Genomic DNA, 19,980 nt, shown 5'->3' with positions numbered 1-19,980 from the left:
GGTCAGAGTCCGGACAGGAGGTCGGTGGCAACGACCTGCTTCACGTCGACGGCCTTCTGCAGCATGCCAAGCTGGCGGTAGGCATCGGCCGCCTTCTGCAGCGAGGCAATGTCGATCGTGCCCAGGCCTTGCTTGCGCGTGAGGTCCGACACGCTGGACGCATTGCGCAGCTTGATGATCTCCAGGTTCACCGCCGGGTCGCTGCCGTCGATGGCGCGCTTGGTGGCCAGTTGCGCGGCTTCTTCCGGCTTCGCGATCATCCAGGCCGCCGCGTTGCGGTAGGCCAGCAGGAAGCGCGCGAGCAGCGCCTTCTTCTGCTGGTACACGTCTTCGCGCACCACGAACAGGTCGCTGGAAGATGGCAGGTACTTGCCCACTTCGATGACGTTCACTTCGCCCAGGCCACGGCGGCGGCCCACGGCCAGGCCGGTGTCGGTGGCAGCGGTCGCGTCCACCTGGCCTTGCAGCAGCGGCGCGAAGTTCAGCACGCCGGTCACCTGCACCTGCACGTCGCCTTCGGCCAAACCGGCCTGGTGCAGCAACACCTGCAGGTTCTGGCGCGTGCCGCTCGCGAGGCTGTAGACGCCGACCTTCTTCCCCTTCAGGTCGGACGGCTTGGTGATGCCGCTGCTCTTGAGCGCGACGACGTTGAACACGTTCTGCGGGTAGATGTCGTAGATGGCGCGCAGCTTCTCACCCTTGTCGACGGCCGCGAGGAAGGTCACGGCATCGCTGAAGGCGACGTCGGCCTGGCCGGCCAGGACGTTGCGGATGGCGTCGGCACTCCCCGCGCCCGGCACGTAATCCAGCGCCAGGCCCTGTGCCTTGTAAAAGCCCTTGTCCTCGTCCACCAGCAGGGGCGTGACCTCGGTGATGGGCTTGCTCCAGCCGGCGACGGTGAATTTGTCCAGGGGCTTGGCCTGCGCGCGCGCGAGCGGCGCCACGGCCAGGGCCGCGAGCGCGGCGAGCGCATCACGGCGCTGGAGTTGCTTGTTCATGGTGTTCTCCATCAGGAAGTGCGGGTGAAAGGCAGCAGCAGCCAGCGCTCCAGCAGCAGCGTGGCCTGGTAGGCAAGCATGCCGAGCGCCGCGATCAGCAGCAGCACGGCGAACATGAGCGGTGTATCCAGGTTGCCCTGGGAGGCGATCACCAGCGCGCCGAGTCCCTGGTTGGCGCTGACGAATTCGCCGACGACGGCGCCCACCAGCGCCAGCACCACGGCGACGCGCACGCCGGCCAGGATGCCGGGCAGTCCCGAGGGTAGCTTCAGGCGCAGCAGCGTCTGCAGGCGAGACGCGCCGAGCAGGCGGAACAGCTCGAGCCGCTCCGGGCCGACCTGCTGCAAGGCCGTGAGCGTGTTCTCCAGCAGCGGGAAGAAGCAGATCAGCGCGGTGATGACCACCCGCGAGCTCGTGCCGAAGCCGAACCACAGCACGAACAGCGGCGCCAGCGCCAGCTTGGGCACGACCTGGCTCACCACCACATAGGGCATCAACAGGCGGCGCAGTCCCGCGGCCTCGGCCATCAGCACGCCGGTGAGGAAGCCCAGCGCGCAGCCGGCGAGCGTGCCCAGCACCAGTTCCAGCGCCGTGGCGCGGATGTGCGGCCAGAAGTAGCCGCTGGCCAGGCCTTTCCACAGCGAGGCCGCGACCACGCTGGGCGCGGGCAGCACCAGCTGCGGCACGTCGAACACGCGGCACCCAGCTTCCCAGCCGACCAAAAGCAGCACGAGCAGGACGAAGGACCCGAGCCGGTTCATGCGGGCGCCTCCTCGTCCAGGTGCATGGCGGTCCGCACCTGCGTGCAGGCTTCGGCAAATGGCAGGCTGGAACGCAGCCGGGGCCGCGGCAGCCGCACCGCGATCTCCTGCGCCACGCGGCCCGCGTCGACCACCGCGACGCGATCGCCCAGGTACACCGCTTCGGCGATGTCGTGCGTGACGAAGACCACCGTCGTGCCCTGCTGCGCACACAGCTCGTGCAGGTCGTGCTGCAGTTCCTCGCGCGTGATCGCATCGAGCGCCGCGAAGGGTTCGTCCAGCAGCAGCAGCGCGGGCCGCAGGATCAGCGCGCGGGCCAGCGACACGCGGCTCTGCTGGCCGCCTGAAAGCTGGCGCGGATAGCGCTGCGCCAGCGCGCCCAGTCCGAGCTGTTCCAGCAGCTGCTGCGCGCGCTGCAGGTCCAGCGAAGTGACGCGACGCTTCAGCGACACCGGCAGCAGCACGTTGTCGACAACGCGCAGCCACTCCAGCAAGGTCGGCGCCTGGAACACGAAACCGGCATCGGCACCGCGTTCGATGTGCCCGCGATCCGGCTGCAGCAGGCCGGCGGCCAGCTTCAGCAGCGTGGTCTTGCCGCAGCCGCTGCGGCCGACCAGGCAGCAGATCTGGCCGGCTTCCACGCGCAGGTTGGCGCCCTGCACCACCGGCGGCCAGCCGGGGAAGGTGTAGTCGACGTCCTGGATCACGAGGGCATCGCTCATCGCCGGTCCTCCTGCGCATACGGCGCGAGCGCATCGGCCGCGCGTTCGGCGGAGGCCTCGATCTCCACCATACGCACCAGGTCCAGCAGGTTGAAGCGGCCGTCGTGGTGCCAGCCCGCTTCGGGCGCCGTCATCGCACCCAGCGCCGCGATGCGCGTAACGCCGGCGCGTCCCAGGGATTCACCGAGGCGGAACAGCTCTCGCGGTTCGGCGGCGATGCCGGCCGTCTGCAGGAAGCGTGCGTGTGGCGCGACCAGTTCCACCGCCTGGTCCAGCGAATCGACCGCGGCGACCAGGATGCTGCGGCCGCCCGCCGTGGGCGCGAGCCCTTGCGGCGCATCGACGTAGGCGACGCTCCAGGCCGTGCCTTCATCGCCCAGCAAGTCCGCGTGTTCCACCTGCATGGCTTTCAGCTCCGCGGCCTGGCGCCAGCCGGCCAGGGCCGCGGCCTCTTCGAGTGCCAGCGCGCGACGCGGGAAGCGGTGCTGCAGGTTGGAAAGTTCCGCCGCGAGATAGCGCGCGAACTCGCGCGGGCCGACCGCGCCGCCACGTTCGACATAGAACAAGTGCGGCGAGTAACAGCCCTGCTGCTCGTAGCGCACGATGTCGTGGGCGGCGGCGCGCGCGCTGTCCGGCCCGCGTTGCGCATCGAGCGCCGAGCGCGCCACCAGGCCGAAGCCCAGCTTGTGGCCGTAGCCGAGGAAACGTGTGCTTGCCGGCACCTGCGTCCGCACTTGCGCAATCGCCTCGTTGCCGCCGTACGCCAGCACGGTGTCGGCCTCGCCGAACAGCGCCTGCGCGCCCTGCGCGTCGCCGCCTTTCCACCACACCACGGCCAGGCAATCCGCGAGCGGCGGATGCACTTCGGCCAGCAGCCGCGCGAACAGGCTCGCGAACACCGGCTCGGCGCTCGGCAGCTTGCCGACGTTGCCGCCCTTCACCAGCAGCCCGCAAGCCAGGCTCCACAGCGGCAGCGCCGGCACGTTGCCGGCCCAGCTGTGCACCAGCAGCTGCGGCCCGAACGCGCGCACCCAGCCGCCCTTGGCGGCGGGCTGGAACTCGTCCAGCACCTTGGGGTTGGCGAAGTCCTCGGCGACGAAGCGGTGCAGTTGCGGCGCGCGGAAAGTCTGCAGGTACGCGCTGAGGCCGAGCCGCACCATCTCCGGGTCGTAGCCGGTGACGGCGGGCAGCAGGCGTTCGGCCTCGCGGCGGTAAGGATCGCGCGGATCGAGCAGGCGCGCGATCGCAGCATCGAGGATGGTGATCACTTGCGACACCGGCAGCGGCTGCAGCTCGCGTTGCGCAGCCACCTGCACGCGCCGAGCCAGCGCCTGCAATTGCGCCGGCGCGAGGCGAGGCACTTCGATGGCGACGCCGTTGAATTCGAGCGCGTGCCATTGCACCTCGCCTTCCGCGAGTCCGGGCAGGTAGCCGGCGCGCCAGGCTTGCGTCATGGCGCGTTCGCCCGCAGGAACTCTTCGACGGCGAGCGAGCAACCCTTCGCTTCGGCGCCTTCGGCGCGCCCCAGCAGCAGGACCCCCCCCGTGGCAACGCCGACCCCGACGTCCTCCGTGAGGATGGTCGTCACCGAGTTGAAGTTGCCCAAGTCGCAGTGCGCCAGCACGCCGCGTTGGCCCTGCGCCACCTCGCGCCCGGTCAGCGGATCGAGCAGGCGCGAGCGGATCCAGTGCGGCCCCGACTTCACCGAAGGCACCAGCACGTTGCCATCGTCGTAGAGCTGCGTGCTCAGCTCCGTCATGCCGTACATGTTGATGCAGCGCTCGCGCGGCACGCCGAAGGCGTCCTGCAGGCCGACATAGAAGTCTTCCAGCGGCAGCTCGCGCGCCTGGCCCTTGTAGCCACCGGTGTCCAGGATGCGGCTGCCCGCCGGCAGGTGGAAGCTCTCGCCGGCGCGCCGCAGTTCGTCCACCAGGTGAACGAAGGCATAACTCGCACCCAGCACGGCGCAGGGCCGGCCTTCGGCTGCGCGTGCCCGCAGCCAGGCGCGCAGGCCGGCGCTGTCCATGCCTTCGGGCGTGACGAAGACATGGCTGTCTTCGCTGCCGCAATGCGCGACAGCCAGCGCCAGGTAGTGCGCCAGCGAGGAGTTGGGCAGGTCCTGCTCGCCCGGAAACAGGATGGCCATGGGCAGGCGCTCGGCGCCAGCCATGAAGCGCGCGCCGAAGTTCTTGGTCATCGAGCGGTCGTAGACCGCGATGCTCGGGTGGTAGTGCCGGCCCTTCACTTCCTTGCGCGTGGTGCCGCTGGTCATGAAGACGCGCTGCGCCTGCGCCGCCGGCAGGCTGCTGAGCGTCACTTCCTTGAAGGCGGAGATCGGCACCGCCGGGATCTCGCGCCAGCTCTTGACGGTGCGCGGCGTGGCGCCGCGGCGTTGGCAGAAGCGGCGGAAGGCTTCGTTGTTCGCGTGCTGGAATGCGAACAGGCGCAAGGCCAGCGCATCGAATTCGGCGTCGCTGCAGCCGTCCTGCCCGATGAAGGCAAGGACGGCTTCGACCAACTCGCTGGCTGCGGGCGTGAGGCTCATGACGCGAGCACGCGCATGGCTTCGGGAGCGAAGCCGTGGTTGAGTGGCCCATTGCCGCCGCCGGTGCGCACGCCCGCGCCGGCCTGCAGCGCGCCGCGCACGAAAGCCCGCGCGCGCTGCACGGCGTCCCGCAGCGCGTCACCCAGGGCGAGCCGCGCCGCGATGGCGCTGGACAGCGTGCAGCCGGTGCCGTGGCTGTTGATGGTGGCGATGCGGGCGTCGCGCATCCACACGGGCGCGCCGCCCTCGGCCAGCAGCAGGTCGCTGACCGTGTCGCCGGCCAGGTGGCCGCCTTTCACCAGTACGGCCGGGGCGCCCATCGCCAGCAGCTGGCGCGCTGCCGCTTCCATGTCCGCTTCGCTTTCGAGCTGGCGGCCGACCAGGTGGGCGGCCTCGTCGAGATTGGGCGTGACCAACCTGGCCAGCGGGAACAGCTCGCGCACCAGCACGGCCACCGCATCGGTATCGATCAGCACGGCGCCGCTGGTGGCGATCATCACCGGGTCCAGCACCACCGTGCGCAGCTGGTGGCGTTGCAGCGCGGCGGCGACGGTGCGCACGGTGTCGGCGGAATGCAGCATGCCGATCTTGACGGCGTCGACGCCGATGTCCTCGACCACGGCGTCGATCTGGTCAGACAGGATCTGCAGCGGCACCGCGTGGATGGACCGCACGCCGCGCGTGTTCTGCGCCGTCAAGGCCGTGATGGCCGTCATGCCGAAGCAGCCCAGCGCGGCAAAGGTCTTGAGGTCGGCCTGGATGCCGGCGCCGCCGCCGCTGTCGGAGCCGGCAATGCTCAGGACGCGCGGATAGCGGGATGGGGATGCTGTGTCCAAGGGGGCTCCTTCGCGAGCGAATGCTTTGCTCCGAAGGGAAACGCCCCCGCGACCGCTGACGGGTCAGGGAGACTGCTCTTCTTCCGCCGGTATGAGCCGGTTCAAGTTCACGGGTCTGGATCTCAGCACGCTGGCGCGTACACCCCGGAGCAAGGGCATTGTGACACAGGCGCTCAGGACTTGCCGCGCCTGGCCTTCTCGAAGCGCCGCCAGTACTGGAACTCGTCCTCGTGCACCTCGAGGTCGATCTCCGAGACGCGCGTCTGCAGGCGCTCCTGCACGTCGAGCACGCCCTTGTTGTAGATGGCGGGCCCGATCTCCTCCAGGAAGAAGCCGAGCAGCGCGCCGGCGGCGACGTTGCCGATGCGCTCTTCCATGTTCTCGGCGAAGTAGCGCTCGATGGAGGCGATGGCCTGCTGGCGCAGGTCCTTGGGCAGTTCGATGGCCATGGTGCGCTCCGGTGTTGCGGCCTCAGGCCGCGGCCGTGACGACGATCTCGATGCGCCAGTCGGGCTTGCCCAGCTTCGCCTGCACCGTGGCGCGCGGCGGCGTGTTGCCGGCCGGGATCCAGGCGTCCCACGCGGCGTTCATGCCGTCGAAATCGGCCAGGTCCGCCAGGAAGATCTGCGCCATCAGGATCTTCGTCTTGTCGGAGCCGGCGCGCGCCAGCAGCTTGTCGACCATGCCCAGCACCTGCTGCGTCTGGCCGCGGATGTCCTGCGTGGCGTCGTCCGGCACCTGGCCGGCAAGGTAGATGGTGCCGTTGTGCACCGCCATCTCGGAGAGGCGGGCACCGACGTCGAAGCGTTGGATGTTCATGTGCGTGTCGTCATCCCCGCGAAGGCGGGGATCCAGGGCGCCCATTCTCCCCGACGACCAGCATCGCCGCCGCCAGGTCTTCCAGCGCCGTCCCCACCGACTTGAATACGGTGCGCTCTTCCTTGCTGCGCCGTCCCCGCACCTCGCCGCGCGCCAACTGCTCCAGAGTGCCGCGCACGTCCTCGGCGCGAAACACCCCGCGCGCCATCGGCCCCAGCAGTTCACCGCTTTTCTTCAGCGCCTCTTCCGTGTCGAGGTACAGCGCGGCGCCGGCGAAGCAGGCATCGTCCGCCTCGCGCATGGCCGGCGTGAAACTGCCGATCAGGTCGAGGTGGCTGCCCGGAGCCAGCCAGGCGCCCTGCACCACCGGCTCGGTCGCCAAGGTGGCGCAGCTCACGATGTCGGCGGCCCGGCAGGACAGGACGAGGTCGGTCGCCACATGGGCATCGAAGCCTTCCTCGCGCCATTGCGCCGCCAGCGCCTGCGCCTTGGCGGCATCTCGCGCCCAGACGCTCACGCGCTCCAGCGGCCGCACCACGGCATGCGCCGCCGGCAGCAGCCGCGCGATGCGGCCGGCGCCGACCACCAACAGGTGTCGCGCGTCCTCGCGCGCCAGGCAGGAAGCGGCCAGCGCCGAAGCCGCGGCCGTGCGCCGCGCCGTGATCTCGTCGCCATCGAGCAGCGCCACCGGCACGCCGGTCACGCCATCGAACAGCAGGTAGCTCGCATGCAGCCCGGGCAGGCCGCGCGACGCGTTGCCGGGCGCGATGTTGATCACCTTGACGCCGTAGTAGCGCCCCTCGGCCCAGGCGGGCATCACCAGCGAGGTGAAGCTGCCCAGGTCCAGCACCTGGCGCGGTGGCACCGTGCAACCTTTGGCAAACAGTTCGCGCAAGGCGGGCACCAGGCGCTCGAAGGGCAAGGCGGCGCGGGTAGCGGCAGCATCCAGGACTTGCATGGGATCGATGGTACCGGGCACACCCCGGTTGCGTTCCGCCGCGCGCTTCGTATCATGGCCCGGCCATCAAGAGCCGTAGAGAGGAGACACCATGGATCACCCCGCCCCGAATTCCGCCCGCCGCAGCCTGCTGCTCGGCGCCGGCCTGTCGCTGCTGCCGGCGGCACCTCGCGTTTTCGCGCAGCCTGCCACCCGCAAGCGCATCGCCGTCGGCGCCCGCCCCGCCCGCGTCATCGACATCCACGCGCATTGCTACGTGCCGGGTTCGGCCCGCATGATCAACGCGGGCGAACTGGCTGCCGCCGCGAACCCGGCCGAGGGCACGCCCATCGCCCGCTCGCTCACGATCGGCGATGCGCGCATCGCGCAGATGGACGCGCGCGGCATCGACGTCGGCGTCCTCAGCGTCAACCAGTATTGGTGGTATCCGGCCACGCCCGACGATGCCGCACGCTTCATCCGCTTCCAGGACGAAGGCTTGCGCGACATCGTCGCGAAACACCCAGGGCGCTTCTTCTTCCTGAGCTCGCCGGCGCTGCAGCACCCCGAGCTCGCCGCGCAGCAGCTCGAATACGCCGTGAAGACGCTGGGCGCCCGCGGCGCCTCGGTCGGCGGGCACGTCAACGGGCGCGTCCCGTCCGGCCCCGAATACGACCCGTTCTGGGCCAAGGCGCAGGAGCTGGACGTGCCGGTCTTCATGCACCCCGGCGGGGCCGAGAACCTGGTCAAGCCGGGTGGCTTCGACGGCCGCGGCGACCTGATCAATGTGATCGGCAACCCGCTGGAGACCACCCTGTTCGCGTCGCGCATGATCTTCGACGGCACGCTGGATCGCTTCCCCAAGCTGAAGGTGATCCTCGCCCATGGCGGCGGCTACATTGCTTCCTACCTGGGACGCACGGACGTCGCCTGTGCGTCGCGGCCGCTGGCGAAGTGCGCCAACAAGCGCCAGCCGGCGGAGTACTTTCGCGACCAGCTGTACGTGGACTCCATGGTCTTCTCGCACGAGGGCCTGCGCCACCTCGTCGCCACCTGCGGCGCCGACCACGTGGTCTACGGCTCGGACATGCCCTACAACTGGCCGGAGACGGCGGACATCATCGCGACTTCCACCGACCTGCCGGAGCAGGACCGGATCGGCATCCTGGGCGGCAACCTGGAGCGGATGCTGCGCCTGCCGGCCTGAGGCGGCTCAGTCCGCGTAGTCCAGCGGCAGCCGCGAGGTGCACTTGATCTCCTCCATGGCGAAGCTGGAACTCACGTCGGCCAGGTCGGTGCCCTGGATCAGCCGCTTGTAGACGCGGTCGTAGGCGGCGATGTCGGGCACGACCACCTTCAGCAGGTAGTCGGTCTGGCCCGCCATCCGGTAGAACTCCACCACCTCCGGCACGGAGGACACCAGCTTGTGGAAGGACTTGAGCCAGTCCGCGCTGTGGTGGCTGGTGCGCACCGACACGAACACCGTCACGCCCAGATTGAGCTTGCGCGCATCGAGCAGCGCCACCCGCTTGCGGATGATGCCCTGCGCCTCCAGCCGCTGCACGCGGCGCCAGCAAGGCGTGGCGGTGAGGCCGATGCGCTCGGCGAGTTCGGCGATGGGCAGGCTGGCGTCGGCCTGCAGGGCGTCGAGGATGGCGCGGTCGAATTTGTCCATTTTTGGCGCTTGGGGCAATTTGATTCCAGGAATCCGCCGGATCGTAGAACAGAATGCTCCACGCCCCTGCGAGCCGGGCCGCAAAAGGCAATCGAATTGCCCGCCCTCGCACCTAGACTTTCCAGCCATGAAAGCCTTCACCGAACACCCCCGCAGCGTGGGCGAGAGCTACTGGGAGCACATGGGCGCCTCGCTGTCCTTTGCCGGCGCAATGCTGGCCGGCGCCGGCGCCGCCTTCGTGCACAGCGTCTTTCCCTTCCTGCTGACGTCCACGGGCAGCCGCATCATCACGCGCCTGCACGACCGCATGGTCGCCAACCGCCGGCGCGTCCGCTGAATTACGGTACAAATACGGGATGATGAACAAGCTGCTCCTGTCCGCCACGCTGCTCGCCAGCGCGGCATCCTTCGCCCAGGCGCCTGCCTCCTCCGGCCAGCCGCTGCACATCGTCGTGCCCTTCGCGGCCGGCGGCGCGCAGGACGTCATTGGCCGCTACCTGGGCACCAAGCTGCAGGCCCGCCTGGGCGTGCCGGTGGTGATCGACAACAAGGCGGGCGCCGGCGGCGAGATCGCGGCCGATGCCGTGGCCAAGGCCGCGCCGGACGGCAACACGCTGCTGCTGGCCACCGGCGGCGCCATCTCGATCGCGCCCCACCTCAATGCCAAGCTGCCCTACGACGCGCGCAAGGACTTCGTGTCGGTGGCCATCGTGGCCGACACGCCCATGACCCTGGCGGTGCGCGCGCAGAGCCCCTACCAAAGCGTGGCCGACGTGCTGAAGGACGCCAAGGCGCGCCCGGGCCAGGTGAGCTACGCCTCCACCGGCAACGGCACCATCTCGCACCTGACGGGCGAGCTGCTCGCGCAGACCGCGGGCGTGAAGTTCCTGCACGTGCCCTATCGCGGCGCCGCGCCCGCCATCACCGACCTGATGGGCGGCCAGGTCTCCATGATCGTGACCAGCTCCGCGTCCATCGACCCAATGGCGCAGGACAAGAAGGCGCGCGTGCTGGCGTCCTTCACCACGCAGCACCTGTCCAACCTGCCGGGCGTGCCCACCATGAACGAGGCCAGCGGCTTCAAGGGCCTGGAAGTGCCCGTGTGGGTGGGCCTGATGGCGCCGGCGAAGACGCCCGCGGCGGTCGTCGAGAAGCTGTCCGCCGAGATCCAGGCGGTGTGCAACCTGCCCGAGACGCAGGAGCGCTTCAAGGGCCTGGGCGCGCTCGTCACCTGCGGCGGCAGCAAGGAGATGGACAAGGTGGTCTCCGAAGACTACGCCCGCTGGGGCAAGGTGATTCGCCAGGGGAACATCAAGGGCGAATGATGAAGATCGGGATCGCAGGAACAGGCGGCATCGGTTACGCCAGCGCCGCCTGGCTGGCCCATGCGGGCCATGAAGTGAAGGTGTGGTCGCCGGGCGGCCAGGGCGCGGCAGCGCTGCGCGACGCGCCGCTGCAAGCCGAAGGCGTGCTGCAGGCGAGCGTGCGCGTGGGCGTGGCCGCGGATGCGGCGGACCTGGCGCGCGACGCCGAGGTGCTGCTGATCGCGGTGCCGGTGAACGGCCACAAGAACGTGATGGACCAGCTGCTGCCGCACCTGCGCAGCGGCCAGACGGTGATCGTGAGCTCGATGGCTTCGCTGTCGGCGCTGTACCTCTACGAACAGGCCAGGCAGCGCGGCGCCGACATCACGGTGGCCGGCTTCGGCACCACGGTGCTGACGGCGCGCCGCAGCGGCCCGGCGCAGGTGCGCATCATGACCCGCCGCAGCGAGCTGGGCGTGGCCACGCTGCCCGCCGCGCGCTCAGAGCAGGCGCTGGCCTTGTGCCGCACCTTGTTCGGCGAGCTGTTCGTGCCGCAGGCCAACTGCCTGGCGGCGACGCTGACCAACATCAACCCGGTGGCGCATGGCCCGCTGGCGCTGTTCAACTGGACGCGCATCGAGCGCGCCGAGAACTGGCCGCAGTACCACTACATGACGCCGACGGTTGCCGGCGTCATCCTCAAGCTCGACGCCGAGCGGCTGGCACTGGCGAGTGCCTTCGGCCTGCAGGTGCGCACGATCGAAGAGCATTTCGCCAAGTCCTTCGGCACGACGACGCCGACGCTGGCCGAGATCGCCGCCGAACTGCACGCCAAGCGGGGCGGCCCGCCCGGCCCGACCGACATCAACACGCGCTTCCTCGCCGAGGACATGCCTTACGGCCTGGCCTTCTGCGAAGTGCTGGGCGCCATGGCGGGCGTGCCGACGCCGGCCACGCGCACGCTGGTGCAGATGGCGAGCATGGTGCTGGACCGCGATCTGGCCGCGGAGAACGACCTGATAGCCGCGCTGGGCTTGCGCGGCGAGACGCTCGCGGGCTTGCAGAAGCGCGTTTCGGCGTAAGCCGCGGCTAGCGGCGGTGCATGGCGGTCGCGAAAGCGACCAGCCACGCGGTCGACAGGCCTACCGCCGCCAGCACGTCGCTCAGGTAGTGCGCGCCCAGGTACACCCGGCTGAAGCACACCAGTGCGACCAACGCCGGCGTGATCACCGCGGCGGCGGCGCGTATGCCGCGGTGCCTCGCATGCGCGAACACCACCAGCAACACCGCGCCCCAGAACACCGTCGCTCCCGCCGCATGGCCGCTCGGGAAGCTGTAGCTGTCGTAGTGCACCAGCGGCTGCTCCAGCACCGGCCGGGCGCGGCGGAAGACGTTCTTCACGCCGTCGTTCAACAGCATGCCGCTGGGCACCACGAGCAGCGTGTAGCCCCACCGCGGATGCAGGCGCCAGGCAAACCAGCCGGCCAGCAGCGCCGAGGCCAGCAACAGCACCCAGGTCTGGTGCAGGTCGCTCACCAGCGCCATCGCTGTCGTGAGCCCGGGCTGCCGGTGCGCCGCCAGCCACAGGGTCACGGCCTGGTCCACCCGCGCCATGGGCCCTTGCGCCAGCAGCTGCCACGCGAACAGCGCGAACAGCAGCAGCGCGAGGCAAACAGAGATGAGCGCGGCCCTCGGCCGCGGCCACGACAACGACATCAGGACGGCTTCAGAACTTGGTGTAGCCGCCGTCGATGAGGAACTGTTCGCCGGTCGTGTAGCCCGAGGCGTCACTGGCCAGGTACACCGCGATGCCGCCGAAGTCGTCGATGGCGCCCCAGCGCCGTGCCGGCACGCGCGGCAGCACCGCCTCGGCGAACTTGCTGTTGCCGAAGCTGCGCTCCGTCATGTCGGTCTCGATCCAGCCGGGCAGGATGGAATTGGCGCGGATGCGATAACGCGCCAGTTCCACCGCCAGCGCGCGCACGTAGGCCGTCACCGCGCCCTTGGAGGCGCCGTAGTGGCTGTTGCGCGCCGCGCCTTCCACCGCCGCCGTGCTGGCGGTCGCCACCAGCGAGCCGCCCTGCCCGTGCTGCGCCATGTGGCGCGCCGCGGCACGGAAGGTGAGGAACACGCCTTCGACGTTGATGCGCTGCACCCGACGGAATTCGGCCAGGTCCATCTCCAGCAGCGGGACGCCGGGGCTGGAGACGCCTGCATTGGCGAAGCAGGCATGCACGGTGCCCAGCGCCTTAGCCGACGCAGCGAAGGCGCGCTCCACCTGGGCTTCGTCGCCGACGTCGCAGGCGAAGGCATAGACGCGCGTGGCGTCGCCGCAGCCTTCGGCCAGTTCGGCGCGGGCACGTTCGGTCTTCTCGGGGTTGGAGCCCCAGATCGCCACCTCGGCGCCGGCGGCGAGCAAGGCCCGCGCCATGCCCAGGCCGATGCCGCCGTTGCCGCCGGTCACCACGACGCCGCGGCCGCTGAGGTCGAAGGGCGCGTACATGGCTCAGCCCGCCTGTTGCGCCGCCAGGACCTTCTGCACCTGGGGCTGCTGCTCCAGGCGCGCCGCCATGTCGGCCACGCGCGGGAAACGCGCCGGGTCGACGCCGTCGCCCTTCAGCCAGCGCGCAATGGTGTACAGGTACAGGTCGCAGGTGCTCATGCGCTCGCCCAGCACCCACGGGCCCTTGAAGAACTGCTCCTCGATCAGCGTGAAGCTCTCGCCCATGGTCTGGGGCACCTTCTTCTTCATGCTTTCGATGGCCGCCGCGTCGTCGGACCAGCGCGAGCCGCGCGCGCCATGCGCGTGGTACGGATGCACCGTGGAACAGAGATAGCTGTTGAACTCGTTCATCTTCGCCAGCGCGAAGGGGTCGTCCAGCGGCGCCAGCTGCGCGGCCGGCCAGGCCTGGGCGATGTACAGCAGCAGCGCCGGCGTCTCGGTCAGCGCGCCGCGGTCGGTGACCAGGGCCGGCACGCGGCCCTTGGGGTTGATCTTCAGGTACTCGGGCGAGCGTTGCTGCTGCGCCTTGAAGTCCAGGCGGACGGCCTCGTAGGGCGCGCCAGCGTATTCCAGGGCGATGTGGGAGGCAAGCGCGCAGGTGCCGGGTGCGTAGTAGAGCTTGAGCATGGACGGACTCCTGTGGTGGCCCGCCTATTGTGGCGCTACTTGACCGCGAGCAGCTCGATCTCGAAGTTCAGCGTCGCGTTCGGCGGGATCAGGCCGTTGCCGGCGCCGCGCTCGCCGTAGGCGATGGAGGACGGGCAGGTGATCTTCGCCTTGCCGCCCGGCTTCATCATCTGCACGGCCTCGGTCCAGCAGGGGATGACGCGGTTGAGCGGGAACTCGGCCGGCTGGCCGCGCTTGTACGAGCTGTCGAACTCACGGCCGTCCGGGAAGGTGCCGCGGTAGTTGACGCGCACGGTATCCGTGGCCTTGGGCGAGGCGCCGCTGCCGGCGACCAGCGATTCGAACACCAGGCCGCTGGCCGTGGTGACCTTGGCGCTGCCGGTGGCGGTGGACGGGTCCGCCGCGACTGCGCAGCCGGCGGCCAGCAGCAGGGAGGAAAGGATGAGGGGGATGCGCAGGGTTTGCATGGCCCCCATTATTCCTCCAAGGACGCTATTCCACGGTGGCGCCGGAGCGCTTCACCACTTCTGTCCACTTGACGCGCTCGCTGTTGATGTAGCGGGTGAGCTCCTCCGGCGTCGACCCGATCGGCTTGACGCCGTCGGCGGCGAAGCGCTCGCCCAGCTCTTTCGAGCGCAGCGCGGTGACCGAGGCGTCATGCAGGCGCTTGATGACGTCCGGCGGCGTGCCCTTGGGCGCCAGCAGCGCGTACCAGGTGCCCGAGTCGTAGCCCGGCACGCCGGCTTCGGCGATCGTGGGCACGTCGGGCAGCGCCGTCGAACGATGGCTGGAGGAAACCGCCAGCACGCGGATCTTGCCGGCCTTGATCTGGGCGGCGCCGGTGCCGTAGCTGACGAACATGGCTTGCACGTTGCCAGACAGCAGGTCGGTCAGCGCCGCGCCGCCGCCCTTGTAAGGCACGTGCACGAGGTTGATGCCGGCCATGGACTTGAGCAGTTCCATCGACAGGTGCAGTCCGCTGCCGTTGCCGGTGGACGCATAGGACATCTGGCCCGGCTTCTCCTTGGCCAGCTTGATGAACTCCGCCAGGTTCTTGACCGGCAGCGAGCTGTTGACCGCGAGGAAGTAAGGCGCGGAACCGAGCAGCGTGACCGGCTCGAAGTCCTTCAGCGCGTCGTAGCGCAGCGACGGGTACAGCGCCTGGTTGATGGCCAGCTGCGAAGTCAGCGCCAGCACCAGCGCGTAGCCGTCGGCCGGCTGCTGGGCGACGTATTCCATGCCGATGTTGCCGCCGGCGCCGCCACGGTTGTCGATGATGAAGGAGCCCTTGAGCTGCTTGCCCAGTTCCACCGCCAGCGGGCGACCGACGACGTCGCCGCCGCCGCCCGGCGAATAGGGAACGACGATGCGCACCGGCTTGTCGGGGTAGCCACCAGCCGCGGCGGCCAGCGAAAGCGTGAGGGTCGCCAGCAGGGCGAGGAGCCTTTTCATGATTTGCCTCGTGAGGAAAGTGATGGAGGGATTCAGGAAGCCAGTGTGGCCACCGCGGCATCGAGCCGCGCCGCGGCCTGCGCCAGGGCGTCGCGGCGGGCCTGCACCCAGCTGCCGGCATCGGCCAGGGCTCGCCGTTGCGCGGCCAGCATGCGTTCGACTTCGGCCAGTTGCGGGCCGCCGGCGCCCTTGCGGCCGAAGACCATGGCTTCGGGGCTGATGGCTTCGGCGAACGCGTGTGCGTCCAGCGGCAGCGGCTGCGAAGCCATGGCCTCGTAGATGCGGGCGGCCTCGCGGTAAGGGATGTCGCGCAGGCCCAGGCCCTGGGCGCGGCCGAAATCGGTCAGCGCCGATGCGAAGCGGTGGCCGGTGCGGAAGGGCACGCCGGCGCGCTGCAGCAGCACGTCGGCCAGCTCGGTGGCCGTCGAATAGTCCGCATGCACTTCGGCCAAGGCGCGCTCGCGGTCGACGACCAGCGAGGCCGCCACCTTGCGCAGCAGCTCCAGCAAGGCCACGGCGCGGGTGCCGGGCACCGGGTCGTAGGCGCGGTAGTCGAACATGCCGGTGCGCACGTTGTGCGACAACAGCGCGACCGACTGCATCTCGCCCAGCAGCAGGCTGCCCTGGACGCGCAGCTGTTCCAGGGCGGCCGGGTTGCGCTTCTGCGGCATGATGCTGCTGACCCCGACCAGCTCGCCGCGCTGCAGCGTGATCCAGGGCGCCGCATCGGCGTACTGCGCGTGCAGGTCCTGGGCGAACTGGCCCACCTGGACGGCGGCAATGGCCAGCGCACCCGCCACTTCGAGCGCCGTGTCGACCGGCGCCAGGTGGTTGGCGTCATACGCGTTCACCACCAGGCCGTCGAACCCGAGCAGCCCGGCCAGCCGATGGCGATCCAGCGCGAAGCTGGAGGTGCTGAGCGCGGCCGCACCCAGCGGCCCCTGGTTCACGTGGGCATAGGCAGCGCGCATCCGCTCGCCCGTGCGCGCCAGTGCCGCATCCAGCGCCAGCAGGTAGTGGCCCAGGGTCGTCGGCTGCGCCTGCACGCCGTGCGTATAGGCCGGCACGATGGTCTGCTGGTGCAGCTGCGCCAGCGCGAGGATGGCCTGCCGCGCCTCGTTCAGCGCCGCCGACGTGTCCAGCAACACGGCGCGCAGGTTCATGCGCGCGATGGTCGCGGAGATGTCCTGCCGGCTGCGGCCGCTGTGCAGGCAGGAAGCCTCGGCGCCCGCCAGCGCGACCAGCCGCGGCTCGTAGTCCAGGTAGTCAGCAGACCAGCGCGGCGGCCGCCCGCGGTCTTCCTCGACCAGGGCCAGGATACCCGCCGCGATGCGACGGGCCAGTCCGGGTTCGAGGATGCGGGCTTCGGCCAGGGCCACGAGCGAGGCCTTGTTGATCTGGTCGAGGCAGCCGACCGACTGGCCGCCGCCGCGGAAGCTGGCATTGACGTCGTGCGGCTCGGCGGACTCGGGAGGGTTCTTCATCGAAGCGCATTCTTCGCGCCGGCCTTCATTCTGTGAAATGAATTTTTCCTCCCCTATCATTGCCAGGAAGGAATAGTGAGGATGCGATGCCCTTGACCTTCCAGCAATTGCGGTGCGTGCGCCAGGTGGTGGCCAACGGCTTCAGCGTGTCGCGCGCGGCGGAGGCGCTGCACACCACCCAGCCCGGGGTCAGCAAGATGATCCGGGGCCTGGAGAAGGAGATCGGCGTCGAGATCTTCGTTCGCTCCGGCAACCGCCTGACGGCGCTGACCGATGCCGGCCGGGAAGCACTGGCCCTGTGCGAGCGCGTGTTGCAGGACGCCCGCGCGCTGCAACGCCTGAAGGAAGCCGTCCCGGGCCAGGACGAAGGCACGCTGCGCGTGGGCACGACCCACGTGCACGCGCGCTACTCCCTGATCGGCGTGACGAAGCGCTTCATGGCCGCGTGGCCGAAGGTGAAGCTCGAATTCACGGTGGGCTCGCCGGCGCAGATGCTGGGCGGCGTGGTGGCCGGCACCATCGACATCACGCTATGCACCTTGCCGGACCCGGTGCCCAAAGGCGTGGTCTCGGTCAAGGCCTACGACATCGGCCGCTGCCTCGTCGTGCCGCCGCGGCATCCGCTGCTGAAAGTGCAGCACCTGACGATCGAGGAACTGGCGCGCTGGCCGCTCATCACCTACGACAACAGCTACACCTCGGGCTCGGTGGTGCAGCGCGAATTCGAGCGGCACGGCGTGACCCCCAACGTGGTGATGCGGGCGATGGACGCCAGCATCATCAAGGCCTACGTCGCCGCGGGCATGGGCGTGGCCATCCTGCAGAAGATGGCCTTCGACGCGGCGCTCGACAAGGACCTGCGCGCGATCCCCATCGAGCACCTGTTCCCGGCCTCCAGCGCCATGATCAGCCTGCGCAAGGACCACCTGCTGAAGCCGTTTGCCTTCGACTTCATCCACATGGTGGCGCCGAAGTGGTCGCGCAGAGCGATCGAGGCAAGACTGGACTAGAAGCGCGGCGTCTTCCCGCTGAACGACGGGTCGTACTTGCGCATCTGCGCGAGGTCGTCCCGCTTGCGGATGCCGCAGTGCAGGTACTGGTCGTGCAGCTTCGCCATCGCGTTGCGATCGATCTCGACGCCCAGGCCCGGCTTGGCCGGCACGCGCACCGCGCCTTCGCTGAACGCGATCCGGCCGCCGACCACGATGTCCTCGTCCTGCCACGGGTAATGCGTGTCGCACGCGTAGCTCAGGTTCGGCACCGCGGCCGCCACGTGCGTCATCGCCATCAGGCTGATGCCCAGGTGCGAGTTGGAGTGCATCGACAGGCCCAGGCCCCACAGCTCGCACATGCGCGCGAGCTGCTGGGTGGCGCGCAGGCCGCCCCAGTAGTGGTGGTCGGACAGCACCACGTCCACCGCCTGCTTCTGCACGTTGGCACGGAACTCCGCCATCGAGGTCACGACCATGTTGGTGGCCAGGGGCAGCCTGGTGTGCTTCTTCAATTCGGCCATGCCGTCGAGGCCGGGGCACGGGTCTTCGTAGTACTCCAGCACCTGGTCAAGCGCCGGCGCAGCCGCGATGCTGCTGGCGAGCGACCAGTTGGCATTGGGATCCAGGCGCAGCGGCAGGCCGGGGAAGGCCTCGTGCAGTGCCTGCATGCAGGCGACCTCGTGCGCCGGCTCGAACACGCCCCCCTTGAGCTTGATGCTCTGGAAGCCGTACAGGCCGATCATCCGCTTCGCCTGCGCGACGATCTGCTCCGGGCTGATGCCCTCGCCCCAGGCATCGGGCTCGTAGGGCTTGCCGTGGTGCTCCGCGTACTTGAAGAACAGGTAGGCGCTGTAGGCGACGCTGGAGCGCACGGCGCCTCCGAGCAGGTCGACGACGGGGGCGTTGACCATCTGGCCTTGCAGGTCCAGCATCGCCACCTCGAAGGCACTGATCGCCTTGGCCGTATTGCGCGACGGGTCGGATCCCGGCGCGAGCGTGTACGCCGGCGCATCCTCGCGGCGGATCGAGCCGCGCAGGCGCTCCTCCATCCGATTCAGTTCGAAGGGCGAGAGCCCCAGCACGTGCGCCTTGGCCTGCTCCAGAACCGCGAGCATCGGCGCATCGCCGTAGGTCTCGTTGATGCCGACCCGCCCGTCGGAGGTTTCGAGTTCCAGGATCGCGCGCAGCGCCCAGGGCTCGTGGATGCCCGCGGCGTTGAGCAGCGGCCCGTCGCGAAAGGCAACGGGCGTGATGCGGACCTGGGTGATGCGGACGTCGCGGTTCATTCTTCTCTGCTGCTCAGTTGGCGCTGGCGCCCGATTTCTTCACGAGCGCGGCCCAGCGCGGGATTTCCTTCTGCATGAGGGCGGCCAGGTCCTCGGGGCTGCCAGCCACGATCTCCATGCCCATCTGCTTGCCCAGCTTCTCCTGGACGTCGGGCAGCTTCAGCGCCTTGGCGATCTCCTGCGACAGGCGTTGCACGACAGGCTTCGGCGTGCCCTTGGGCGCGTAGACGGCCTGCCAGGACGACATCTCGAAGCCCGGCACGCCGGCTTCGATCATCGTCGGCGTGTTCGGCGACAGCGCGATGCGCTTGGCGGTGGTCACCGCCAGCAGCTTCAGCTTGCCCGCCTGCAGCAGCGGCAGGGCAGCGGTCATCTGGTCGAACATGAAGGTGACCTGGCCGGCCGAGACGTCGACCATCGCCGGCGGCGTGCCCTTGTAGGCGATGTGCGTGAGCGGCACGCCGATCAGGTCGGCGAACATTTCTCCCGCGAGGTGGGTGGAGGTGCCGGCGCCGGAGGACGCGAAGTTGCGGCGCTTCGGGTCCTTCTTCAGCAGCGCGATCAGTTCCTGCACGTTGTTGACGCCTGCGTTCGGGTCCACCAGCAGCACGTTGGGCAGGAAGGCCACCAGCGACACCGGCTCGAAGTCCTTCACCGGGTCATAGGGCAGGTTCTTGTACAGGCTGGCGTTGATTGCGTGCGTGCTGATCGTGCCGCCCAGCAACGTGTAGCCGTCGGCCGGCGCCTTGGCGACGAAGCTGGCGCCGATGCCGCCGCCGGTACCCGGCTTGTTGTCGATCACCACCGACTGGTGCAGCGCGGCGCCCAGTTTCTCGGCGATCACGCGGCCGACGACGTCGGTGCTGCCGCCGGGCGTGAAGGGCACGACGTAGGTGATCGGCTTGGCGGCGGGCCAGGCGGTTTCGGCGAAGGCGGCCGGCGCCGCGACGGCGGCGGCGATGCAGGACAGGGCTTGGCGGCGATCCATGGTTCTTGTCTCCTCGGTGCGGGACCTGGAGTGAAACACAAATATATTAGT

23 protein-coding genes and 1 riboswitch are annotated in these 19,980 nt (G+C 69.5%); of the genes, 5 read left to right on the top strand and 18 right to left on the bottom strand.

Translation table 11 applies throughout. The features are described from left to right. Window positions 1-2 precede the first annotated feature (2 nt). From HHL11_RS24825 to lhpI, 9 genes are all read right to left on the bottom strand, one after another. Window positions 3-998: an ABC transporter substrate-binding protein gene (locus tag HHL11_RS24825; RefSeq protein WP_169421299.1), complete on the bottom strand. Its 996-nt coding sequence runs from the start codon at window positions 996-998 to the stop codon at window positions 3-5. Window positions 999-1,009: 11 nt separating this feature from the next. Then, a complete protein-coding gene (locus HHL11_RS24820; RefSeq protein ID WP_169421298.1) occupies window positions 1,010-1,759 on the bottom strand; it encodes an ABC transporter permease in 750 nt (249 codons plus the stop codon). Next, window positions 1,756-2,481: an ABC transporter ATP-binding protein gene (locus HHL11_RS24815; RefSeq protein ID WP_169421297.1), complete on the bottom strand. Its 726-nt coding sequence runs from the start codon at window positions 2,479-2,481 to the stop codon at window positions 1,756-1,758. The genes HHL11_RS24820 and HHL11_RS24815 overlap by 4 nt, the downstream gene beginning before the upstream one ends. Next, on the bottom strand, window positions 2,478-3,935 hold the full coding sequence (locus HHL11_RS24810) for an acyl-CoA reductase (protein WP_169421296.1): 1,458 nt from the start codon (window positions 3,933-3,935) through the stop codon (window positions 2,478-2,480). The genes HHL11_RS24815 and HHL11_RS24810 overlap by 4 nt, the downstream gene beginning before the upstream one ends. After that, the gene (locus tag HHL11_RS24805) at window positions 3,932-5,026 is read right to left on the bottom strand and encodes a LuxE/PaaK family acyltransferase (protein WP_169421295.1); all 1,095 of its coding nucleotides are present in this window, start codon (window positions 5,024-5,026) and stop codon (window positions 3,932-3,934) included. The genes HHL11_RS24810 and HHL11_RS24805 overlap by 4 nt, the downstream gene beginning before the upstream one ends. Further along, window positions 5,023-5,862, bottom strand: a complete 840-nt coding sequence (gene thiD / locus HHL11_RS24800) for a bifunctional hydroxymethylpyrimidine kinase/phosphomethylpyrimidine kinase (RefSeq protein WP_169421294.1) — start codon at window positions 5,860-5,862, stop codon at window positions 5,023-5,025. Before thiD ends, HHL11_RS24805 begins: the two co-directional genes overlap by 4 nt. Before the next feature lie 61 nt (window positions 5,863-5,923). Continuing rightward, window positions 5,924-6,019, bottom strand: a riboswitch (TPP riboswitch). A 16-nt stretch (window positions 6,020-6,035) separates the two neighbouring features. Next, window positions 6,036-6,311 carry a DUF2164 domain-containing protein gene (locus tag HHL11_RS24795; RefSeq protein WP_169421293.1) on the bottom strand — a complete coding sequence of 92 codons (276 nt, stop codon included), beginning with the start codon at window positions 6,309-6,311 and terminating at the stop codon, window positions 6,036-6,038. 22 nt (window positions 6,312-6,333) lie between these two features. Beyond that, window positions 6,334-6,681 carry a RidA family protein gene (locus HHL11_RS24790; protein WP_169421292.1) on the bottom strand — a complete coding sequence of 116 codons (348 nt, stop codon included), beginning with the start codon at window positions 6,679-6,681 and terminating at the stop codon, window positions 6,334-6,336. A gap of 10 nt (window positions 6,682-6,691) precedes the next feature. Further along, window positions 6,692-7,639 carry a bifunctional Delta(1)-pyrroline-2-carboxylate/Delta(1)-piperideine-2-carboxylate reductase gene (gene lhpI / locus HHL11_RS24785; RefSeq protein WP_169421291.1) on the bottom strand — a complete coding sequence of 316 codons (948 nt, stop codon included), beginning with the start codon at window positions 7,637-7,639 and terminating at the stop codon, window positions 6,692-6,694. A gap of 91 nt (window positions 7,640-7,730) precedes the next feature. Here lhpI and HHL11_RS24780 point away from each other — a divergent pair, with 91 nt between their 5' ends. Next, entirely contained in the window at window positions 7,731-8,825 is a 1,095-nt protein-coding gene (locus tag HHL11_RS24780) for an amidohydrolase family protein (RefSeq protein ID WP_169421290.1), read from the top strand. A gap of 6 nt (window positions 8,826-8,831) precedes the next feature. Here HHL11_RS24780 and HHL11_RS24775 read toward each other — a convergent pair whose 3' ends face one another. Then, window positions 8,832-9,293 carry an Lrp/AsnC family transcriptional regulator gene (locus HHL11_RS24775; RefSeq protein WP_169421289.1) on the bottom strand — a complete coding sequence of 154 codons (462 nt, stop codon included), beginning with the start codon at window positions 9,291-9,293 and terminating at the stop codon, window positions 8,832-8,834. A gap of 127 nt (window positions 9,294-9,420) precedes the next feature. Here HHL11_RS24775 and HHL11_RS24770 point away from each other — a divergent pair, with 127 nt between their 5' ends. The 3 genes from HHL11_RS24770 to HHL11_RS24760 are packed head-to-tail and all read left to right on the top strand — an operon-like array spanning window position 9,421 to window position 11,679. Then, complete coding sequence (locus HHL11_RS24770) at window positions 9,421-9,630, top strand: DUF6356 family protein (protein WP_169421288.1); 210 nt, start codon at window positions 9,421-9,423, stop codon at window positions 9,628-9,630. 22 nt (window positions 9,631-9,652) lie between these two features. Beyond that, window positions 9,653-10,618 carry a Bug family tripartite tricarboxylate transporter substrate binding protein gene (locus tag HHL11_RS24765; protein WP_240980430.1) on the top strand — a complete coding sequence of 322 codons (966 nt, stop codon included), beginning with the start codon at window positions 9,653-9,655 and terminating at the stop codon, window positions 10,616-10,618. After that, a complete protein-coding gene (locus HHL11_RS24760) occupies window positions 10,615-11,679 on the top strand; it encodes an NAD/NADP octopine/nopaline dehydrogenase family protein (RefSeq protein WP_205964643.1) in 1,065 nt (354 codons plus the stop codon). The genes HHL11_RS24765 and HHL11_RS24760 overlap by 4 nt, the downstream gene beginning before the upstream one ends. 7 nt (window positions 11,680-11,686) lie before the next feature. Here the strand turns inward: HHL11_RS24760 and HHL11_RS24755 are convergent, their stop codons facing one another. From HHL11_RS24755 to HHL11_RS24730, 6 genes are read right to left on the bottom strand one after another with little or no spacing between them, the layout of a single operon-like run. Next, entirely contained in the window at window positions 11,687-12,313 is a 627-nt protein-coding gene (locus HHL11_RS24755; RefSeq protein ID WP_169421286.1) for a phosphatase PAP2 family protein, read from the bottom strand. A gap of 10 nt (window positions 12,314-12,323) precedes the next feature. Further along, window positions 12,324-13,100, bottom strand: coding sequence for an SDR family NAD(P)-dependent oxidoreductase (locus HHL11_RS24750; RefSeq protein ID WP_169421285.1), 777 nt, complete (start codon window positions 13,098-13,100; stop codon window positions 12,324-12,326). A gap of 3 nt (window positions 13,101-13,103) precedes the next feature. Then, the gene (locus tag HHL11_RS24745) at window positions 13,104-13,727 is read right to left on the bottom strand and encodes a glutathione S-transferase family protein (RefSeq protein ID WP_169421284.1); all 624 of its coding nucleotides are present in this window, start codon (window positions 13,725-13,727) and stop codon (window positions 13,104-13,106) included. 35 nt (window positions 13,728-13,762) lie between these two features. Beyond that, window positions 13,763-14,194 carry an FKBP-type peptidyl-prolyl cis-trans isomerase gene (locus HHL11_RS24740; protein WP_169421283.1) on the bottom strand — a complete coding sequence of 144 codons (432 nt, stop codon included), beginning with the start codon at window positions 14,192-14,194 and terminating at the stop codon, window positions 13,763-13,765. A 25-nt stretch (window positions 14,195-14,219) separates the two neighbouring features. Continuing rightward, a complete protein-coding gene (locus HHL11_RS24735) occupies window positions 14,220-15,179 on the bottom strand; it encodes a Bug family tripartite tricarboxylate transporter substrate binding protein (RefSeq protein WP_169421282.1) in 960 nt (319 codons plus the stop codon). Between the two features lie 32 nt (window positions 15,180-15,211). Continuing rightward, window positions 15,212-16,663 carry a lyase family protein gene (locus HHL11_RS24730; protein ID WP_169421281.1) on the bottom strand — a complete coding sequence of 484 codons (1,452 nt, stop codon included), beginning with the start codon at window positions 16,661-16,663 and terminating at the stop codon, window positions 15,212-15,214. Between the two features lie 86 nt (window positions 16,664-16,749). Here HHL11_RS24730 and HHL11_RS24725 point away from each other — a divergent pair, with 86 nt between their 5' ends. Next, window positions 16,750-17,673 carry a LysR substrate-binding domain-containing protein gene (locus HHL11_RS24725; protein ID WP_169421280.1) on the top strand — a complete coding sequence of 308 codons (924 nt, stop codon included), beginning with the start codon at window positions 16,750-16,752 and terminating at the stop codon, window positions 17,671-17,673. Here the strand turns inward: HHL11_RS24725 and HHL11_RS24720 are convergent. Both HHL11_RS24720 and HHL11_RS24715 read right to left on the bottom strand, forming a co-directional pair. Continuing rightward, the gene (locus tag HHL11_RS24720) at window positions 17,670-18,941 is read right to left on the bottom strand and encodes a glucarate dehydratase family protein (protein WP_169421279.1); all 1,272 of its coding nucleotides are present in this window, start codon (window positions 18,939-18,941) and stop codon (window positions 17,670-17,672) included. The two genes, HHL11_RS24725 and HHL11_RS24720, sit on opposite strands and share 4 nt — an antisense overlap. A gap of 13 nt (window positions 18,942-18,954) precedes the next feature. Further along, a complete protein-coding gene (locus tag HHL11_RS24715) occupies window positions 18,955-19,929 on the bottom strand; it encodes a Bug family tripartite tricarboxylate transporter substrate binding protein (RefSeq protein ID WP_169421278.1) in 975 nt (324 codons plus the stop codon). Window positions 19,930-19,980 lie beyond the last annotated feature (51 nt).

The organism is Ramlibacter agri (assembly GCF_012927085.1).
GTDB classification, from domain to species: domain Bacteria; phylum Pseudomonadota; class Gammaproteobacteria; order Burkholderiales; family Burkholderiaceae_C; genus Ramlibacter; species Ramlibacter agri.
This window is presented reverse-complemented; position numbering and strand designations above follow the sequence as displayed.

Bases quoted from the DNA above. Each gene is read 5' to 3' on its own strand.
- HHL11_RS24775 (WP_169421289.1), bottom strand. From the start codon at position 9,293: ATGGACAAATTCGACCGCGCCATCCTCGACGCCCTGCAGGCCGACGCC.
- HHL11_RS24810 (WP_169421296.1), bottom strand. From the start codon at position 3,935: ATGACGCAAGCCTGGCGCGCCGGCTACCTGCCCGGACTCGCGGAAGGC.
- HHL11_RS24755 (WP_169421286.1), bottom strand. From the start codon at position 12,313: ATGTCGTTGTCGTGGCCGCGGCCGAGGGCCGCGCTCATCTCTGTTTGC.
- HHL11_RS24815 (WP_169421297.1), bottom strand. From the start codon at position 2,481: ATGAGCGATGCCCTCGTGATCCAGGACGTCGACTACACCTTCCCCGGC.
- HHL11_RS24745 (WP_169421284.1), bottom strand. From the start codon at position 13,727: ATGCTCAAGCTCTACTACGCACCCGGCACCTGCGCGCTTGCCTCCCAC.
- HHL11_RS24790 (WP_169421292.1), bottom strand. From the start codon at position 6,681: ATGAACATCCAACGCTTCGACGTCGGTGCCCGCCTCTCCGAGATGGCG.
- HHL11_RS24820 (WP_169421298.1), bottom strand. From the start codon at position 1,759: ATGAACCGGCTCGGGTCCTTCGTCCTGCTCGTGCTGCTTTTGGTCGGC.
- HHL11_RS24715 (WP_169421278.1), bottom strand. From the start codon at position 19,929: ATGGATCGCCGCCAAGCCCTGTCCTGCATCGCCGCCGCCGTCGCGGCG.
- HHL11_RS24780 (WP_169421290.1), top strand. From the start codon at position 7,731: ATGGATCACCCCGCCCCGAATTCCGCCCGCCGCAGCCTGCTGCTCGGC.
- HHL11_RS24720 (WP_169421279.1), bottom strand. From the start codon at position 18,941: ATGAACCGCGACGTCCGCATCACCCAGGTCCGCATCACGCCCGTTGCC.
- HHL11_RS24770 (WP_169421288.1), top strand. From the start codon at position 9,421: ATGAAAGCCTTCACCGAACACCCCCGCAGCGTGGGCGAGAGCTACTGG.
- HHL11_RS24825 (WP_169421299.1), bottom strand. From the start codon at position 998: ATGAACAAGCAACTCCAGCGCCGTGATGCGCTCGCCGCGCTCGCGGCC.
- HHL11_RS24740 (WP_169421283.1), bottom strand. From the start codon at position 14,194: ATGCAAACCCTGCGCATCCCCCTCATCCTTTCCTCCCTGCTGCTGGCC.
- HHL11_RS24750 (WP_169421285.1), bottom strand. From the start codon at position 13,100: ATGTACGCGCCCTTCGACCTCAGCGGCCGCGGCGTCGTGGTGACCGGC.
- HHL11_RS24765 (WP_240980430.1), top strand. From the start codon at position 9,653: ATGAACAAGCTGCTCCTGTCCGCCACGCTGCTCGCCAGCGCGGCATCC.
- HHL11_RS24735 (WP_169421282.1), bottom strand. From the start codon at position 15,179: ATGAAAAGGCTCCTCGCCCTGCTGGCGACCCTCACGCTTTCGCTGGCC.
- HHL11_RS24730 (WP_169421281.1), bottom strand. From the start codon at position 16,663: ATGAAGAACCCTCCCGAGTCCGCCGAGCCGCACGACGTCAATGCCAGC.
- HHL11_RS24725 (WP_169421280.1), top strand. From the start codon at position 16,750: ATGCCCTTGACCTTCCAGCAATTGCGGTGCGTGCGCCAGGTGGTGGCC.
- HHL11_RS24795 (WP_169421293.1), bottom strand. From the start codon at position 6,311: ATGGCCATCGAACTGCCCAAGGACCTGCGCCAGCAGGCCATCGCCTCC.
- HHL11_RS24760 (WP_205964643.1), top strand. From the start codon at position 10,615: ATGATGAAGATCGGGATCGCAGGAACAGGCGGCATCGGTTACGCCAGC.
- lhpI (WP_169421291.1), bottom strand. From the start codon at position 7,639: ATGCAAGTCCTGGATGCTGCCGCTACCCGCGCCGCCTTGCCCTTCGAG.
- HHL11_RS24805 (WP_169421295.1), bottom strand. From the start codon at position 5,026: ATGAGCCTCACGCCCGCAGCCAGCGAGTTGGTCGAAGCCGTCCTTGCC.